This is a genomic window from Pseudomonas sp. NFIX28 (genome assembly GCF_900107395.1).
Lineage (GTDB): Bacteria > Pseudomonadota > Gammaproteobacteria > Pseudomonadales > Pseudomonadaceae > Aquipseudomonas.
In genome coordinates this window covers 114,843-130,670 of record NZ_FNPW01000017.1, presented here as the reverse complement: position 1 = coordinate 130,670, position 15,828 = coordinate 114,843, and the positions used below count along the sequence as shown (strand labels likewise).

Below are 15,828 nucleotides of genomic sequence, written 5' to 3'. Positions count from 1 at the left end.
CCACCGCGTGGCCTGGGGTTTGCGGCTGCTCCGCAACCGATCGCAGGCTGCGCCAGCGGCTACAGGGATTGGGTACCAAGAAGCCGCAGCCTGGAGCTGCGGCTTTTTTGTGTTGGGCTTCAGCGGTTGCGGCGCAGGCGTTCGATGAGCGCGTCCAGGCTGAGTTTGCCCGGGCCCTGGAACAGCAGCGGCAGCAGCGCCGCGAGGTAGATTACCGGCAGCTTGAAGTTGCCGTGGCCCTTGTTACTGATGGCGTAGCCCTGGGCCAGTTCACTGAGGCTCGACCACTCGGCCGGCCAATGCACGGCGGCGGTGGCGACCAGCGTGACCACGATCAGTACCAGCGTGGCGAAGCGGGTGCCCAGGCCCAGCAGCAGGGCCAGGGCGCACAGCAGCTCGGCCCACATCGAGAGTTGCCAGTTCAGGCTCGCCGGCAGTTGGTCGAAGGGAAACGGAAAGGCGGACTGGATCTCCTGGAACCAGTTTTCACCGCGCCATTTCTCCAGGCCCGATTCGAAAAACTCCCAGGCCAGCAACAGGCGCAGGCTGAGCAGCGCGACCCAGGGGGCGACGCGATTGAGGTGGCGTTGCAGCCCGCCAAGGGCGGACGAAAGGGTGAGGATCATGGGGTGGATCTCCTGGGTAAAGTTGGGGCGTTGCAAAAGCGGCGCCGCCTGCGGCAGCGGCTACAGGGGCGGCATCAGCTCAGCGCGGGCTCAGGGCCTGGCGTTGCCAGCGTTTGTTGGCCTGGGCCAGCTTGCCCAGCAGGTTGATCGCCATGGCCGAACAGGTGAGCGTGAAGGGCAGCAGGTACCAGGCGCTCAACGGCAGGCGCTTGAAGTTGGAGTAGGCGAAGATCGCCGCGATCACCCACATGCCGGTGGTGTGCAGGCGTTTCCAGGCGGTACGGCTGAGCAGCGACGCCGGGCCTTTGAACGAGGTCAGGGCCAGCAGCAGGATGAACAGGTAGCCCACCGACCCGGGCACATTGCCCAGGGCCGTGCGGCCGGGCCAGAACTCTGGGTTCAGCTGCCCGTAGGCGTAGATCAGCACGGCGTGCACCAGGTGCGAAAAGGCGAACGCCAGGCCGATGTAGCGGCGTTCGCGCACCAGCGCCTGGCTCCAGGGCGAGGGCAGCAGCACGGCGAATGCCGAAGCAGTGAAGGCCAGCAGAAACAGCACGAAGGACGAGCGTGCGGTGGCGCGGATGGCGCTGCGGGTGGCCTCGACCAGGTCTGGATTGAGCAGCAGCACCAGCGCGGTCATCAGCAGCACGGCGGCGGCCAGCAGGCTGAACAGCCGCCAGCCGTGGAAACGCGAGGGAAGGGATTGAGTGGGCATGAGAGGCTCCTTGAGGTTGGGCGCCGCCAGCGCGGCGCGTCCCAGGAGTCTTGCAAGGCCATGTATATCGGCTGTGTCGGCAAACGGCGGTTATGTATGCCTGTGTAGCGAGGCGCTCAGAGACTGGCCTTGTTGCTGACCAGGATCAGTTCGGCGCACAGGCCGCCGCCTTCGCGATTGCTCAGGCGCAGCGAGCCGCCCAGCGCCACCGCCAGTTGCTGGGCGATGGCCAGCCCCAGGCCGGTGCCGCCGGTATCGCGGTTGCGCGAGCTTTCTACCCGGTAGAACGGCTTGAGCACTTCGGCCAGCTGCTCTTCGCTGATCCCCGGGCCGCGGTCCAGGACCTTGACCGACAGGCGCTCGCCCGCTTCGGCCTGGACCTCGATCCGCGCCGCGCCGGAGAACTTCAGCGCGTTGTCCACCAGGTTCACCAGGACCCGGCGCAGGGCGTGGGGGCGGGTGTCGATCAGCGCGCCGTTCTTGCCGGCCAGCTCGACGTCCTGGCCGGTGTCCTGGTAGTCGAACACCAGGCTGTCGAGGAATGCGTCCAGGTCGATCCGGCAACTGGCCTCGGTGGCGCCATGGATGCTGCGGGCATAGGCCACGCCTTCGCGCACCAGGTGTTCCATTTCGCTCAGGTCGTTCCACAGTTTGTCTTTCTCGGTGGAGTCGTCCATGAACTCGGCGCGCAGTTTCATGCGGGTGATCGGCGTCTGCAGGTCGTGGGAAATCGCCGCCAGCAGCTGCATGCGCTCCTTGAGGTAGGCGCCGATCCGCGCCTGCAGGGCGTTGAAGGCCTTGGCCGCGTGCACCACTTCGATCGGGCCTTTTTCGTCCAGGTGCACGCCGTGGGTGTTGGGGTCGAGGCTGTCCACCGCCTGGGCCAGCCGGGTCAGCGGGCGCACCGCGAGGCGCACCGCCAGCCAGACGCACAGAATCAGCACCAGCAGCTGCCCCAGCAGCACCACCGGCAGCCAGGGCGAGATCGGCGTCATCGCCGGGCGCACGTCGATGGTCAGCGGGCTGCCGTCGGCCAGTTGCAGGTGCGCCTGATAATGCTGGCGCGGTCCGGGGATGGTGTTGAACGTCAGGCGGTAGTCGCCGCCGATGGCGTTCCTGATCGAGTTCACCGAGACCGGGACATCGGCGCTGTCCATGGGCTGGCCGGGTTCGCCGGCATTGAGCAGATAGCCGTAGTTGCGCCGCTGCAGGCGCGCCAGCCAGGCGGGGCGCTCGGCGGCGGGCAGGCGGTCGAGAATGGCGATGGAGGTGGCGACGTCGCTTTCCAGGTTGCCGAGCATGGTCATTTTCGCGCTCTGGTAGCGCTCGTAGGACTGCGCGGCGAACGACAGGCCCTGGGCCAGCGCCAGGCCGATCAGGAAAATCAGCGACAGCCGCGAGGCGAGGGTGCGCGGCCAGTGCAGGGCAAGCTTCATGACGCGGCCTCGAGGATTTCCACCGGCAGCGAGAACACATAGCCCTCGCTGCGCACGGTCTTGATGTAGGCCGGTTCGCGGGCGTCGTCCAACAGGCGCTGGCGCAGGCGGCTGACCAGCAGGTCGATGGAACGGTCGAACAGGTCGGCGTCGCGGCCTTGGGTCAGGTTGAGCAACTGGTCGCGGTTGAGCACCCGCTGCGGGTGGTCGAGGAACACCCGCAGCAGGCGGTATTCGGCGCCGCTCAGGGCGACCAGGGTGCCGTCCTGGTCCAGCAGGTGGCGCGCGGTGGTGTCCAGGCGCCAGCGGCCGAAGCCCAGCAGGCGGCCGCTCTCGGTGACCACCAGGTTCGGCGGCAGCATGCGCGTGCGCCGCAGCACGGCATTGATCCGCGCCAGCAGCTCGCGGGCGGCGAAGGGCTTGACCAGGTAGTCGTCGGCGCCCATCTCCAGGCCGATGATGCGGTCGGTCTCGTCGTTGCGCGCGGTCAGCATCAGCACCGGCGTGGCCTTGTGCTTGCCGGCGCGCAGCTCGCGACACAGCACCAGGCCGTCGTCGCCGGGCAGCATGATGTCGAGCACGATCAGGTCCACCGGGGTGGTTTCCAGGAAGCTGCGCATCTGCCGGCCGTCAGCCACCACCGTGGTGCGCAGGCCATTCTTCTTCAGGTAGTTGCCTACCAGTTCTCTGATCTCGCGGTCGTCATCGACTATCAATACGTGATCGACATGATCCATGGGGTGCCTCTGTCGTCGGGATGATGGAGCTTGGAGGTTGTACAAACAGTCGGCCAGGGCGGCCACCGGTGCTACAGACCCTAGTCTATAGGGCCCGGCGGGGCCTGCCTGCGGCGCATTGTATTGCAGTGTATCTGGCGCCCTGGCGAATACACGACGATGCAAAACAGGCTTTGCCCGGGGCTTTTGTATCGCTGTGTATCCCCTGGCGGCGGGGATACGCAAGAAGACCAACAAGACGGTTTGCCGACACAAGCGCGATACCTGCCGCGCATTCAATGGGCTCCATCGAGGCACAGCCACTGGCCTCGCCACCCAAACCCATTGTCGTTCGAGGAAACCCGCATGAAACGCACCGCCCTCTACGCCGCCTGCCTGTTCGCCGCGCTGAATATCTGCACCTTGTCGGCCCGCGCCGAAAGCACGGTGCAGGCCCAGACCTACCGCTACGGCACCCACCTGGATATCCAGAAGGTGCTGTCGATGACCGAAGACGCCGAGCCGACCTGCGGCGTGGTCAATGCACGCATGACCTACCTCGATTCCCAGGGCCGCACCCAGGCCCTGGACTACCGCAAGCTGGCCAACAACTGTAACGACGGCAACTGAACGCACTCCCTGCCATATCACCTTTATCGAATATGAGGACCTCCCCATGAAAACCCTGAAAACCTGCCTGTTTTCCCTGACCTTGGCCCTGGCCGGCGTGGCCGTGGATGCCAGCGCCGCCGACGCATCCCGCTCGACCTGCTTCCAGCTCGCGCCGGTGAGCCAGGCCGCCCAGCCAGAGCGCGCGGCGCCGCTGCTCGCCGAAGGCGGCTACGAGCGCACCCCGCAAGGGATGCGCGTCGACAACCAGGCCTGAACCCGGCCTGCCAACCCTGGACACGCCCGCCATCGATGGCGGGCGGGACATTGACCCAACACAGGTGATGCCATGTTGCTCATTGCGTTTCTCGGCGGGGTCCTGACCATCCTCAGCCCCTGCATTCTTCCGGTGGTGCCGTTTCTCTTCGCCCGGGCCGACCGTTCGCGCAGCTCGGTGCTGTTGACCCTTGGCGGCATGGCGCTGACCTTTGCCCTGGTGTCGAGCCTGGCGGTGGTCAGCAGCGAATGGATAGTGCGGGCCAACGGCATCGGGCGCCAGCTGGCGCTGATCGTGCTGGGGCTGTTCGCTTTGTCGCTGATCTTTACCCGCTTCGGCAACTGGCTGGCCCGGCCCTGGGTCAGCCTGGGCAATCGCCTGGAAGGCCTGCGCCTCGATCGGGCGCGCAAGCTCTCCGGGCCATTGGCGGCGCTGTCGCTCGGGGTGGCCACCGGCTTGCTGTGGGCGCCTTGCGCCGGGCCGATTCTCGAGGTGATCTTGACCGGCGCCATGCTGCAAGGCGCCAGCGCCCAGACCAGCCTGTTGCTGCTGGCCTACGGCCTGGGCAGTGCCTTGTCCCTGGGGTTGCTGATTTTCGCCGGAAGAGGGCTGGTCAACCGGCTCAAGCCGTCGCTGCCGGCCACCGCCTGGCTGCGGCGCGCCGCCGGTTGCCTGGTGTTGCTGGCAGCCGTGGCGATCGGCAGCGGGGTGGACGAGCGCCTGTTGGCCGGCACCTCGTCCCAAGGCGGCGCGGCCCTCGAGCAAGGCCTGCTGAAGAATGTGCCCAAGGCCCTGGACTACCTGATCGATAAGGCCGGCGCGGCGTCCACCGAGACACTGCCGAGCATGGGCGCGATGCCCTCGCTGGACGGCGCGGTGCAATGGCTGAACTCGCCGCCGCTGGACGCCGAAGCCTTGCGCGGCAAGGTGGTGCTGGTGGACTTCTGGACCTACGACTGCATCAACTGCAAGCGCAGCCTGCCGTATGTGAACGCCTGGGCGAAAAAGTACGCCAAGGACGGGTTGGTGGTGATTGGCGTGCACACCCCCGAGTACGCCTTTGAAAAGGTCATCGACAACGTCAAGGCCCAGGTGCGCAAGCTGGACATCGGCTACCCGGTGGCCATCGACAACAATTACGCGATCTGGCGCGCCTTCGATAACCAGTACTGGCCGGCCCATTACTTCGTCGACGCCCGCGGCCAGGTGCGCTACAGCCACTTTGGCGAAGGCCGCTACGAGGCGCAGGAACAGGTGATCCAGCAACTGCTGCGCGAAGCCAAGGCGCCGTAAATGCGGGCGTCAGCGGTCGGTGGTTCGCGAGGCGGTGTGTTCAGTTACACCGCGTCGCTGCCATCGCCGGCAAGCCTGGCTCCTACAGAGACCCCGTAGGAGCGCAGCTTGCGCGCGAAGCGGTCCGTCAGGCACACCGCGTGGTGCCTGTCGCCAGCAAACTGGCTCTTACAACCACCACCGCAGCAGAAAAAAGAACGCCATGCTCAACAACATGCTGACCAGGGTGTTGCGGGTGTAGATCACCAGCACGATGGCCACCAGCGAGCTGATCAGGTACGGGTTGTCGTAGGCCAGGTTCAGCTGGTGGTCGGGCATGAACACGATCGGCCCGCAGATCGCGGTGAGCATGCCCGGCACGGCAAAACCGAGAAACTGCCGGGCGTTGCTGCTCAGGCGTACCGGCAGGCGCGGTTCGAGAAACACATAGCGGTTGAGAAACACCAGCAAGCCCATGCCGAAAATCACTGCCCAGATCATCATGTGCGCCCCCGGTAGAACTTGTTGCAGAGAAAACCCGCGGTCATGCCCGCCAGGCCCGACAGCACCAGGGCCGAGCCCCATTGCCAGTAGCTGAAAAGCACCGAGCAGAACAGCGAAACCGCCACGCAGACCACGGTCGGCACGTTGCGCACCAGCGGCGTGATCAGGGCGATAAAGGTCGCGGCGATGGAGAAGTCCAGGCCCAGGTGTTCGAGGCCGGGAATGGCGCTTCCGAGCACGATGCCGGCCAGGGTGAACAGGTTCCAGGCGATGTAGAACGTCAGGCCCACGCCGAGGGCGTACCAGCGATCGAACTGCTGCTTGTCGTGCTGGCTGGTCAGGGCGAACAGCTCATCGGTCAGCAGGAACCCCAGGCCCACCCGCCAGCGCCCCGGCAGCGGGGAAATCACCGAGCGCATGCTCATGCCGTACAGCAGGTGCTGCGAAGTCAGCAGCAGGGTGGTGAGCAGGATCGAGAAGATCCCCGCGCCGCCCTTGAGCATGCCGATCGCCACCAGTTGCGCGGCGCCGGCGAAAACGATGCTCGACAAGCCCTGGCCTTGCAGGGGCGTGAGATTGGCCTCGATGGCCATGGAACCGGCCAGCAGCCCCCAGGGCGCGGTGGCCAGGGACAACGGCATGATGGCGACGGCGCCGCGCAGAAACGCGGCGCGGGGAAGAAGAGCGCTGGACATGACGGCCTGCAATCAAGGAACGGAAACCGAATGTGCCAGCCCGCGGCGAAAATGGCTTGAACGATCTTGCGCATTTGGCGCCAACGACCGTTATTTATCGCCAGGCCCAGGTTTGCCTTTGTAGGCGCGCAGCTTGCTCGCGAGGCGTTGTGTCAGGCGCACCGCATCATCCCGATCGCCGGCAAGCCTGGCTCCTACAGAGATGAGTGTTTGCCGCAAATTCCACATTTGCCGGGTCATTGCGTAGAAGCCGCCGGCCGGCGATGGCAACCGGGCGATCTGTCTGCTACAACGCTCCGCGAGCATCGGCCGGCTTCTCTTGCAGGGAGGCGGCCTGTCATCTTCCTGCAACAGCCCCATGCCAAGAAGAGTGTCTGGCCGCTATCGGCCAGGTCGCCACGGGGCCGTTCACCTACCGCCCCATCCCAAGGAGAGGGTCAATGAAAAAACTGTTTGCAACCGCGGCACTGGCCGCGCTGATGATCTGCACCGCCGGGGTCAGCCAGGCACGAGAGGCGCGGCAGCAGCGCGAATCGGTGGCCGGGGTGTTCGACTACTACCTGTTGTCGCTGTCCTGGTCGCCGACCTTTTGCCTGACCCACCCGGAAAACGAGCAGTGTTCCGGCAAGGGCTACGGTTTTGTCCTGCACGGCCTGTGGCCGCAATACGCCAAGGGCGGCTGGCCGCAGTCCTGCCCGCCGCTGACCCCGTTGAATGCCGAAGAGCGGGCCAAGGGCCTGACCCTGTTCCCCACCGCCAAGTTGATGGAGCACGAGTGGAGCAAGCACGGCACCTGCAGCGGGCTGGGGGCCATGGCTTACCTGGAGGCCTCCGACCAGGCCCTGGGCAAGGTGAAGATTCCTCAGGTCCTGGAACCTTCGACCACCGTGCATTACTTCGAGGCCCGGGAGATCGAGCAGCTGTTCCGCCAGGCCAACCCGGGCATTCCCGACAAGGGCGTGGCGGTGTTGTGTAGTGGCCCGGAACTCTCCGAAGTGCGGGTCTGCCTGGACAAGAACCTGGGGTTCGGGCCCTGTGGCAAGGGCGTGCGCACCCAGTGCCGCCAGGGCGATATCCGCGTTCCGCCGATTCGCTGACCGGCGAGGGTCCAAGGGGGGCGGCATAGGCAGGCCTGAGCATCTATGGTTGCAAGACGCCCGTCTTCATCCAAGGAGCCCATGATGCTGCATATCCGCACCCCCCTGATCCTGCATCCCGGGTTGACCACGGCCACCCGGCGTATCTGGCTCAAGCTGGAAAACCTGCAGCCCGGCGGCTCGTTCAAGATGCGCGGCCTGGGCCTGCTCTGTACCCAGGCGGCGCGGCAGGGCAAGCGCCGCGTGGTCTGTCCGTCCGGCGGCAATGCCGGGCTGGCCACGGCGATGGCGGCGGCCAGCCTTGGCCTGCAAGCCTGCATCGTGGTGCCGCAGACCACCGCGCAAACCACCCGCGAACGCATCGCCCGGACCGGCGCCGAGGTGCTGGTGCATGGCCAGGTCTGGGATGAAGCCAACGAGCGCGCGCTGCAACTGAGCAGCGCTGCCGACAGCGAATACGTGCCGGCCTTCGACCACCCGGTGCTGTGGCAAGGGCACAGCAGCATGGTCGATGAAATCCTCGAAGACTGTCCGCAGGTCGACACGATAGTGGTATCGGTGGGCGGCGGAGGCTTGTTGGCCGGCATCCTCACCGGCCTGCTGCACCATCAGCGCCAGGACTGCCGGATCATCGCCTGTGAAACCACGGGCAGCGCTTCCTTTGCCGCAGGGCTGGCGGCCGGGCACCCGGTCAAGTTGGCGAAGGTCGACACCGTCGCCAGTTCCCTCGGTGCGGCCCAGGTGGCGGCCTGGCCGTTGCAGCAGATCCAGGCTTTTGCCCATCAGTCGCTGGTGTTGTCGGATGCCGAGGCGATCCTCGGCGTGGTGCGTTATGCCGACGATCTGCGGCAATTGGTGGAGCCGGCCTGCGGCGTCTCGCTGGCGGTGGCCTACCTCGATCACCCGGCCATCGCCGCGGCGCGGGACGTGGTGATCGTGGTGTGCGGCGGCGTCAGCATCAGCGCCCGCCAGGTGGCGGACTGGGGCGCGTCACTGCCGGGCTGAAAGCGCCTGGTGTATGCTCGCCGACCTGTTGTGTCTGTGGTTTTACGGAGGGTTCGAATGGACGCCACCACATTGTTTTTGTACGTCGTCACCGTCAGCGCGGTGATGATGACCCCGGGGCCGTCGATGCTGCTGGCTCTCAATAACGGTGCCACCCATGGCATGCGCATCGCCGGTTGCGGCATGGCTGGCGCGATGCTGTCCGACCTGCTGCTGATCGGTGCGGTGGGCTGCGGCCTGGGGGCGTTGCTGCAAGCCTCCGAGCAGCTGTTTTCCATCGTCAAGTGGGGCGGCGCGGCGTACCTGTTGTACCTGGCGTGGGTGCTGTGGAAGGCGCCGACAACGGCGCTGGCCGCGCAGAGCAGCGGCGGTGCCAGCAGCGGCCGCGGGGCTTTCATGCGCTCATTGCTGGTGGGGCTGTCGAACCCCAAGGGGTTGCTGTTTTTCTCGGCCTTCCTGCCGCAGTTCGTGCGCCCCGAGCAGCCGGTGGCGCAGCAGTACCTGATCCTGGCGCTGGTCAGCACGGCGATCAACTGCGTAATGATGGCGACCTACGCCTTTGGCGGGCGCTATGCCATGCGCACCTTCTCCGCGCGGGTGATGTTGTGGATCAACCGCAGCTGCGCCGGCATGCTCGCGGTGCTGGCGCTGGGCCTGAGCCTGTATCGGCGCAGCGATATGCGTTGAAGCTGCATTGAACCGATAGACCGGCGTCCTGCTTCCTGCTTTTCTGTAGGAGCGGCCGGTCGACGCTCGATTGCTGGCGATAGATGCGCTGCGGTATGTCTGACACACCGCAGCGTATCTATCGCCGGCAAGCCTGGCTCCTACAGGTTCTGGGGCGCTGCGAGTGGTGCGGCGTATCTGCTTCTGTAGGAGCGCAGCTTGCGCGTGAGGCGGCGTATCAGACACACCGCGTCGTTCTCATCGCCGGCAATCGAGCGTCGACCGGCCGTTCCTACAGAAGCTGTCTTCGCGCAGCTTGTGCGGCACACCGCTAGAAGCCATTTAGAACCTCAAGGTCGCGCCGCTGGTCAGCCAGCGGTCGCGGCCTTGGTTCAACTGGCCGCCGAGCACCAGGTCAAGGTCCAGGTTGGCCCCCAGGTGCAGGCGCGGGCCGGCTTGCCAGGTCTGTTCGCCGCCGCGCTGGCCATAACGTTCGGTGACCAGGGTCAGGCGTTCGCCCAGGTCGTATTCCAGGCCGCCGCCCCAGGTCCAGTGGTGGTCCTGCTGGCCGTCGTCATAGGCGTGGGCCCAGCCGGCGTTGAGGTTCAGGCGCAGGCTTTGCAGGGGCTGATAGGTCAGCGGCAGGTTGATGTCGCCGCCGTCGAACGAATGGCCACGGTCGAGGGCGAAATGCGCCGAAGTCGCCAGCGCCAGTTGCAGGCCCAGGTCTTCGCGGTTCCACAGTTGCGCCTTGAGTTGTGGGCTCACTTGGGTTTGTCCGTGGCCGTCCTCGCGGCTGCGTTCGAGGGCGGCGCCCAGTTGCAGCCTGGGCAGGCTGGCGAAAGTGCAGGCCGGGGAGATCACCACGCCATGGTTGGAACCCTGGTGGCGCAGGCTCTGGTACCAGATATCCAGGTTGCATTCCCCCGGGGCATTGATCGCGCCGTCGTCCACCGTATAGGCGCCGCCCGCGGCATTGGCCTTGGCCATCAGGCTCAACAGGCCGACCAGGCCCAGGGTGAGGCCGACGAACATCAGGTTGCGCCGCAGCATGCGCCGTTTCGCCGGGGGCAGGTCGCGGGTGAGCCGGGCGAAGCGGTTGCTGGATGAAGGGGTGTACTTGGGCATGTCGGTTCTCGCTAAGGCATGGGCAGCGGCCGCGGTGTGCGGGCCGCTGCGTAGTCGAGTGGGGAAGTAGTCGAGTGGGAAAAGGGTCATTGCCAGTCGCTGACTGACAGGGCCTGGATGCCCGCCGCCCGGGCCTGGGCCAGCAGCTCTTCGGTGTCGTCGCCGCCGGGCAGGGCGATGACCATGTCCGGCCGGCTGTCGCGCAGCATGAAGGCGTTGCGCAGGCGTTCGGCGAGCTTGCCGTGCAGTTGCCAGTTGGCCGGGTAGCGCACGATGTCGGCGCCGATTTCGCGGCCCCAGTCTTCTATCTGGCCGCCGAGGAACTGGCTGCCGCCGTGGATCAGCACCCGCACTTCATGCAGGCGCTGAAAGGCGTCGAGCACTCGCCGGCACTGGGCGCCGTCGGCGTAGTGGCGCCCGGCGCAGATCAGGACACGCATCGTGCGGCCTCCTGTGCTGTCGGCTTGAGGTCCAGCAGGTGGTCCAGCAGCATCTCGCCGGGTTCTGGGGTATCCAGCTGGCGCTCGCCGGCGCGCTCCAGCGCCGGATAGGCCAGGGCCGCGATGTGATGGTGCACGCGGCGGTAATCGCGCAGCACCCGCTGGAAAATATCGCCGGACTCGGCCCAGGCCGTGCGGTCTTCGCGCAGGCTGCGAAAGTGCTCGCGGCTGGCGTCGGCTTCCAGCCGCCTGACCAGCTCCTTGCGGTTGAGCAACTGGTGGGCGCTGGCCAGGTCTTCGCGCAGGAACACGGTGACCGCCAGGCTCAGGCTGTCGACCACGGCCTGGTGCAACGGCTCGATGCAGTCCAGCTCGAACACCGAGAACTGTTCGCCACGCCGCAGCCGCCGCGCCGCCAGCTGGGTCAGGCTGCTGGAGAGGATGTCGCCGGCGTGTTCGAGATTGATCACCAGCAACAGGGTTTCCTGGGCGCGGTCGGCGTCCCGGTCGCTGATGCCGTCCTGGCCGATATCCGCCAGGTAGGCGCGGATTGCGGCGCTGAGCAGGTCCAGCGACTGGTCGATGCGCCGCACCTCATCGGCGCCGGCCGCGCTCGAGGCCTGGAACAGGCGCAGCACCCGGTCGAGCATCAGCGACAGCATGTCGGCCAGGCGCAGGGCCTCGCGGGCGGCATTGGACAGGCCGATATTGGCCACCGCCAGGCCGGCTTCGTCCAGGTAATGGGGCATGCCCGGGTCGACGTCGCGCGGCGGTTCCGGCAACAGGCGGCTGAGCAGCGCCGCCATGGGCCCGGTCAGGCCGATGAACAGCAGGGCCAGCGCCAGGTTGAACAGGCTGTGCAGGTACACCACTTGCAGGCTGGCATCGAGGGCGGCGACCGGCGCACTGCCGGCGATCCAGGGCAGGCACGGCAGCAGTGCCGCGGCACCGCCCAGGCGCACCAGCAGATTGCCCAGGGGCAGGCGCCGGGCGACGCTGGAGTCGGCGCCCAGCAGCGCCGGCAATGCGGCGCCGAGGTTGATCCCCAGCACCAGGGCCATGGCGGTCGCCGACGACAGCAGCCCGGTGGCGGCCAGGGACGCCACCAGCAGCACCACGGCGACGCTGGAATGGCACATCCAGGTCAGCAGCGCCGCCATCAGCAGGGCGATCAGCAGGTCGCCGTCGAGGCCACGCATCAGCGCGGCGAACACCGGCGTGCCTTCCACTTCGCCCAGGGTTGCGCCGAGCATGCGCAGGGCCAGCAGCATCAGCCCCAAGCCGATCAGCGCGCAGCCGAGGCTTTCAAAGCGCGAGTCGTCGCGCAGGCGAAAGACGATAAAGCCCGTCAGCAGCACCAGCGGCGCGAGGATCGAGACATCGACGCTGAGCAGTTGCACCACCAGGGTCGAGCCGATGTTGGCCCCGAGCATCACCGCCAGCGCGGGGCCCAGCCCCAGGGTGCCGGCGGCGGTAAAGGAGCTGGCCATCAGGCTCACCGCGGTGCTGCTTTGCAAGACCCCGGTGATGGCGATGCCGGACAGCAGGGCCATCCAGCGGTTGTTCAGGTGTTGCCCCAGCCACTGGCGCAGCTGGGTGCCGAAGCCGCGCAGCAGCGCCGAGGAAATCATCTGGGTGCCCCACAGCAGCAGGGCGATGGAACCGGCGAGGTTGATCAGCAGAGTAGTTCCCGACATGAGGACTCTCCTTTTTGTGTTGCATGGCTTGGCGGATCGCCGCGGGTGCGCGCGGGCCCCGGCCAGCAGGGCGGCGATTCGCTTCATGGTCGTTCTGCGGCGGCACAAACCCGTAGGAGCGAGGCTTGCCCGCGAATCGCAAGAACCGCGTCAGTGTCGAGCGTGGACATGCCTCGCTGCGACCGCTGGCGCGGTCCCGGTTCAGTGCTTCAGAACCATTGCTTGAAGCGGCGGATGTAGAGGGTCTTCATGGTCTGGGCGAAGACGCAGTAGCACAGCAGGGTGCCGACCAGCCAAGGGAAGTATTCCCACGGCAGCGGTACCAGGCCGACCATTTCGCCCAGCGGCGAGAACGGCACGTAGATGCCCAGCGCCATCACCAACCCGGTCATCAGCATCACCGGCAGCGCCGCGGTGCTCTGGATGAACGGAATCTTCTGGGTGCGCAGCATGTGCACCACCAGCGTCTGCGAGAGCAGCCCCTCGATAAACCAGCCGGACTGGAACAGGGCGGCCATTTCCACGCTGTTGGCGGCGAACACGTACCACATCAGGGCGAAGGTGGTGATGTCGAAGATCGACGAGGTCGGGCCGATCCACAGCATGAAGCGGCCGATGTTTTTCGCGTCCCACTTGCGCGGCTTGCGCAGGAATTCCTTGTCCATCTTGTCCCACGGCAGCGACAGCTGGGAGATGTCGTACATCAGGTTCTGCAGCAGCAGGTGGATCGCCAGCATCGGCAGGAACGGGATGAACGCACTGGCCACCAGCACCGAGAACACGTTGCCGAAGTTGGAGCTGGCGGTCATGTTCAGGTACTTCATGATGTTGCCGAAGGTCTCGCGGCCCTTGATCACGCCTTCCTCGAGCACCATCAGGCTCTTTTCCAGAAGGATGATGTCCGCCGATTCCTTGGCGATGTCGGTGCCGCTGTCCACCGAGATGCCGACGTCGGCATCGCGCAGCGCCGGGGCGTCGTTGATGCCGTCGCCGAGGAAGCCCACGGTGTGCCCGTTGGCCTGCAAGGCCTTGAGCACCCGGGATTTCTGCAGCGGGGTGAGCTTGGCGAACACCGTGCGTTCTTCCACCAGGCGCCCGAGCACGGTGTCGTCCATGCGCTCGATATCGCGCCCGAGCAGCGGCTGGCCGACGTCCAGGCCGACCTCGCGGCAGATCTTCGCGGTGACGATCGGGTTGTCGCCGGTCAGCACCTTCACCGTCACGCCGTTTTCGCGCAGCGCGGCAATGGCCGGGCCGGCGGTTTCCTTGGGTGGATCGAGGAAGGTCAGGAAGCCTTCGATAATCAGCTCGCGCTCGTCGCTGGCGCTGTACTGCTGGCGGGTTTGCCCCGGCGCGAGGTCGCGGGTGCCGACCAGCAGCACGCGGAAACCGTCGCGGTTGTATTCCTCGGCCAGCTCCAGCAGCGCCGCGCGGCGCGGGGCGTCGAGAGCCAGGGTGACGCCGTCCTGGCGCACCCGGGTGGCGGTGTCGAGCATTTCCTCGATCGCGCCCTTGCACACCAGCAGGTGATGGCCCTTGTTGTCGGCGAGGATTACCGAAAGGCGCCGGCGGACGAAATCGAACGGCAGCTCATCGACCTTGCTCCAGGCACCGGGCGCGCTGAACTGCGGATTGTCCTCGGCAAAGCGCACCACCGCGCGGTCCATCAGGTTCTTCATGCCGCTCTGGTGGAAGCTGTTCAGCCAGGCCAGTTGCAGCACCTGGTCGCAGCGGCTGCCGCCGATATCGACGTGGTGCTCGAGGATGATCCGGTCCTGGGTCAGGGTGCCGGTCTTGTCGGTGCACAGCACGTCCATGGCGCCGAAGTTCTGGATCGCATTGAGGCGCTTGACCACCACCTTGCGCTTGGCCATGGCCGCGGCGCCCTTGGCCAGGTTGGCGCTGACGATCATCGGCAGCATTTCCGGGGTCAGGCCGACCGCTACCGCCAGGGCGAACATGAAGGCTTCGGCCCAGTCCCCCTTGGTGAAACCGTTGATCAGCAACACCACCGGCACCATCACCAGCATGAAGCGGATCAGCAGCCAGCTGACGCTGTTCACCCCGCGGTCGAAGGCGGTCTGGGTGCGCGAGCCGACGATGGAGCGCGCCAGGGAACCGAAGTAGGTGCGCGGGCCGGTGGCCACCACCACTGCGATGGCGGTGCCGCTGACCACGTTGGTGCCCATGAAGCAGATGTTCGGCAGGTCGAGCAGGTCTTGCTGGTCGGCGGCGGCCGTGCGCTGGGCGGATTTTTCCTGCACCGCGCCCAGGGTGTCGTACTTCTCCACCGGCAGCGCCTCGCCGGTCAGCACCGCCTGGCTGATGAACAGGTCGCGCGATTCGATCAGGCGGATGTCGGCGGGGATCATGTCGCCGGCCGACAGCTGCACGATGTCGCCGACCACCAGGTCGCGCATCGGCACTTCGCGCAGCGTGGCCTGCATGCCCATTTGCTCGCGGCGCAGCACGGTGGCGGTGGTCCGCACCATGGCCTTGAGCGCTTCGGCGGCCTTGGCCGAGCGGTATTCCTGCCAGAAACGCATCAGGCCGCTGGCCAGGACCATGACCAGGACGATGACGACGCCGGTCAGGTCGGTTTCCTCGCCGGCCTTGAGGGGCAGCCAGAAGTCGGTGAAGAAACTGATGACGGTCAGCGTCATCAGCACATAGATGAACGGGTTGTTGAAGGCGTGCAGCACTTGCACCAGTGCGTGAGGCGGCCGGTCGTGGGCCACTTCGTTGCCGCCGTCGCGCTGCAGGCGGCCTTCGGCGTCGAGTTCGGTCAGGCCATTGGCGTTCGACTGGACGTTGCCCAGGGTCACGTCAAGGCTGTTCAGCGCTTCCCGGGCGGCGCGCATCGACAGCCGGGCGTCTTCACGGGTGGGGTTTTGCGAGGAGGCGGTGCGGGTTTTTACCGTGGTCATTGCGTGTGCTCCTGCCGC

Annotated in this window: 16 protein-coding genes; 6 read left to right on the top strand and 10 right to left on the bottom strand. The window is 66.4% G+C overall.

Going from position 1 to position 15,828, the window contains the following annotated elements:
• Positions 1 to 119 precede the first annotated feature (119 nt).
• From BLV20_RS26455 to BLV20_RS26440, 4 genes are all read right to left on the bottom strand, one after another.
• Entirely contained in the window at positions 120 to 626 is a 507-nt protein-coding gene (locus tag BLV20_RS26455; protein ID WP_092305365.1) for an HvfX family Cu-binding RiPP maturation protein, read from the bottom strand.
• 79 nt (positions 627 to 705) lie between these two features.
• On the bottom strand, positions 706 to 1,341 hold the full coding sequence (locus BLV20_RS26450; protein WP_092305364.1) for a hypothetical protein: 636 nt from the start codon (positions 1,339 to 1,341) through the stop codon (positions 706 to 708).
• Between the two features lie 116 nt (positions 1,342 to 1,457).
• A complete protein-coding gene (locus BLV20_RS26445; protein WP_092305363.1) occupies positions 1,458 to 2,777 on the bottom strand; it encodes an ATP-binding protein in 1,320 nt (439 codons plus the stop codon).
• Positions 2,774 to 3,514, bottom strand: coding sequence for a response regulator (locus BLV20_RS26440; RefSeq protein ID WP_025809242.1), 741 nt, complete (start codon positions 3,512 to 3,514; stop codon positions 2,774 to 2,776). The genes BLV20_RS26445 and BLV20_RS26440 overlap by 4 nt, the downstream gene beginning before the upstream one ends.
• 345 nt (positions 3,515 to 3,859) lie before the next feature.
• Here BLV20_RS26440 and BLV20_RS26435 point away from each other — a divergent pair, with 345 nt between their 5' ends.
• The 3 genes from BLV20_RS26435 to BLV20_RS26425 all read left to right on the top strand — a co-directional run bounded on the left by BLV20_RS26435 (position 3,860) and on the right by BLV20_RS26425 (position 5,672).
• Positions 3,860 to 4,123: a DUF2790 domain-containing protein gene (locus BLV20_RS26435; RefSeq protein WP_092305362.1), complete on the top strand. Its 264-nt coding sequence runs from the start codon at positions 3,860 to 3,862 to the stop codon at positions 4,121 to 4,123.
• A 46-nt stretch (positions 4,124 to 4,169) separates the two neighbouring features.
• Complete coding sequence (locus tag BLV20_RS26430) at positions 4,170 to 4,379, top strand: hypothetical protein (protein ID WP_092305361.1); 210 nt, start codon at positions 4,170 to 4,172, stop codon at positions 4,377 to 4,379.
• 72 nt (positions 4,380 to 4,451) lie between these two features.
• Positions 4,452 to 5,672 carry a cytochrome c biogenesis protein DipZ gene (locus BLV20_RS26425; protein WP_092305360.1) on the top strand — a complete coding sequence of 407 codons (1,221 nt, stop codon included), beginning with the start codon at positions 4,452 to 4,454 and terminating at the stop codon, positions 5,670 to 5,672.
• A gap of 168 nt (positions 5,673 to 5,840) precedes the next feature.
• On the opposite strand, the gene BLV20_RS26420 is transcribed toward BLV20_RS26425, so the two are convergent.
• Together BLV20_RS26420 and BLV20_RS26415 are read right to left on the bottom strand one after the other, a co-directional pair.
• Positions 5,841 to 6,152, bottom strand: a complete 312-nt coding sequence (locus BLV20_RS26420; protein ID WP_092305379.1) for an AzlD domain-containing protein — start codon at positions 6,150 to 6,152, stop codon at positions 5,841 to 5,843.
• Positions 6,152 to 6,850, bottom strand: a complete 699-nt coding sequence (locus BLV20_RS26415; RefSeq protein ID WP_092305359.1) for an AzlC family ABC transporter permease — start codon at positions 6,848 to 6,850, stop codon at positions 6,152 to 6,154. The genes BLV20_RS26420 and BLV20_RS26415 overlap by 1 nt, the downstream gene beginning before the upstream one ends.
• A gap of 440 nt (positions 6,851 to 7,290) precedes the next feature.
• On the opposite strand from BLV20_RS26415, the gene BLV20_RS26410 reads away from it, so the two are divergent.
• The 3 genes from BLV20_RS26410 to BLV20_RS26400 all read left to right on the top strand — a co-directional run bounded on the left by BLV20_RS26410 (position 7,291) and on the right by BLV20_RS26400 (position 9,639).
• Positions 7,291 to 7,947 (top strand): ribonuclease T2 family protein, encoded by a 657-nt coding sequence (locus tag BLV20_RS26410; protein ID WP_092305358.1) that lies wholly within the window; start codon positions 7,291 to 7,293, stop codon positions 7,945 to 7,947.
• An 84-nt stretch (positions 7,948 to 8,031) separates the two neighbouring features.
• Positions 8,032 to 8,952 carry a pyridoxal-phosphate dependent enzyme gene (locus BLV20_RS26405; protein ID WP_092305357.1) on the top strand — a complete coding sequence of 307 codons (921 nt, stop codon included), beginning with the start codon at positions 8,032 to 8,034 and terminating at the stop codon, positions 8,950 to 8,952.
• A gap of 57 nt (positions 8,953 to 9,009) precedes the next feature.
• Positions 9,010 to 9,639, top strand: coding sequence for a LysE family translocator (locus BLV20_RS26400; protein WP_092305356.1), 630 nt, complete (start codon positions 9,010 to 9,012; stop codon positions 9,637 to 9,639).
• A gap of 321 nt (positions 9,640 to 9,960) precedes the next feature.
• On the opposite strand, the gene BLV20_RS26395 is transcribed toward BLV20_RS26400, so the two are convergent.
• The 4 genes from BLV20_RS26395 to mgtA form a co-directional block, all read right to left on the bottom strand.
• Positions 9,961 to 10,746, bottom strand: coding sequence for a hypothetical protein (locus tag BLV20_RS26395; RefSeq protein ID WP_092305355.1), 786 nt, complete (start codon positions 10,744 to 10,746; stop codon positions 9,961 to 9,963).
• Between the two features lie 86 nt (positions 10,747 to 10,832).
• Entirely contained in the window at positions 10,833 to 11,186 is a 354-nt protein-coding gene (locus BLV20_RS26390) for a DUF2493 domain-containing protein (protein WP_092305354.1), read from the bottom strand.
• Positions 11,174 to 12,883, bottom strand: coding sequence for a Na/Pi cotransporter family protein (locus BLV20_RS26385; RefSeq protein ID WP_092305353.1), 1,710 nt, complete (start codon positions 12,881 to 12,883; stop codon positions 11,174 to 11,176). Before BLV20_RS26385 ends, BLV20_RS26390 begins: the two co-directional genes overlap by 13 nt.
• A 209-nt stretch (positions 12,884 to 13,092) precedes the next feature.
• Positions 13,093 to 15,810, bottom strand: coding sequence for a magnesium-translocating P-type ATPase (gene mgtA, locus BLV20_RS26380; RefSeq protein ID WP_092305352.1), 2,718 nt, complete (start codon positions 15,808 to 15,810; stop codon positions 13,093 to 13,095).
• Positions 15,811 to 15,828 lie beyond the last annotated feature (18 nt).

Excerpts from the sequence above, each read along its gene's own strand:
- BLV20_RS26455 (WP_092305365.1), bottom strand. The coding sequence starts at position 626 with ATGATCCTCACCCTTTCGTCCGCCCTTGGCGGGCTGCAACGCCACCTC.
- BLV20_RS26450 (WP_092305364.1), bottom strand. The coding sequence starts at position 1,341 with ATGCCCACTCAATCCCTTCCCTCGCGTTTCCACGGCTGGCGGCTGTTC.
- BLV20_RS26445 (WP_092305363.1), bottom strand. The coding sequence starts at position 2,777 with ATGAAGCTTGCCCTGCACTGGCCGCGCACCCTCGCCTCGCGGCTGTCG.
- BLV20_RS26440 (WP_025809242.1), bottom strand. The coding sequence starts at position 3,514 with ATGGATCATGTCGATCACGTATTGATAGTCGATGACGACCGCGAGATC.
- BLV20_RS26435 (WP_092305362.1), top strand. The coding sequence starts at position 3,860 with ATGAAACGCACCGCCCTCTACGCCGCCTGCCTGTTCGCCGCGCTGAAT.
- BLV20_RS26430 (WP_092305361.1), top strand. The coding sequence starts at position 4,170 with ATGAAAACCCTGAAAACCTGCCTGTTTTCCCTGACCTTGGCCCTGGCC.
- BLV20_RS26425 (WP_092305360.1), top strand. The coding sequence starts at position 4,452 with ATGTTGCTCATTGCGTTTCTCGGCGGGGTCCTGACCATCCTCAGCCCC.
- BLV20_RS26420 (WP_092305379.1), bottom strand. The coding sequence starts at position 6,152 with ATGATCTGGGCAGTGATTTTCGGCATGGGCTTGCTGGTGTTTCTCAAC.
- BLV20_RS26415 (WP_092305359.1), bottom strand. The coding sequence starts at position 6,850 with ATGTCCAGCGCTCTTCTTCCCCGCGCCGCGTTTCTGCGCGGCGCCGTC.
- BLV20_RS26410 (WP_092305358.1), top strand. The coding sequence starts at position 7,291 with ATGAAAAAACTGTTTGCAACCGCGGCACTGGCCGCGCTGATGATCTGC.
- BLV20_RS26405 (WP_092305357.1), top strand. The coding sequence starts at position 8,032 with ATGCTGCATATCCGCACCCCCCTGATCCTGCATCCCGGGTTGACCACG.
- BLV20_RS26400 (WP_092305356.1), top strand. The coding sequence starts at position 9,010 with ATGGACGCCACCACATTGTTTTTGTACGTCGTCACCGTCAGCGCGGTG.
- BLV20_RS26395 (WP_092305355.1), bottom strand. The coding sequence starts at position 10,746 with ATGCCCAAGTACACCCCTTCATCCAGCAACCGCTTCGCCCGGCTCACC.
- BLV20_RS26390 (WP_092305354.1), bottom strand. The coding sequence starts at position 11,186 with ATGCGTGTCCTGATCTGCGCCGGGCGCCACTACGCCGACGGCGCCCAG.
- BLV20_RS26385 (WP_092305353.1), bottom strand. The coding sequence starts at position 12,883 with ATGTCGGGAACTACTCTGCTGATCAACCTCGCCGGTTCCATCGCCCTG.
- mgtA (WP_092305352.1), bottom strand. The coding sequence starts at position 15,810 with ATGACCACGGTAAAAACCCGCACCGCCTCCTCGCAAAACCCCACCCGT.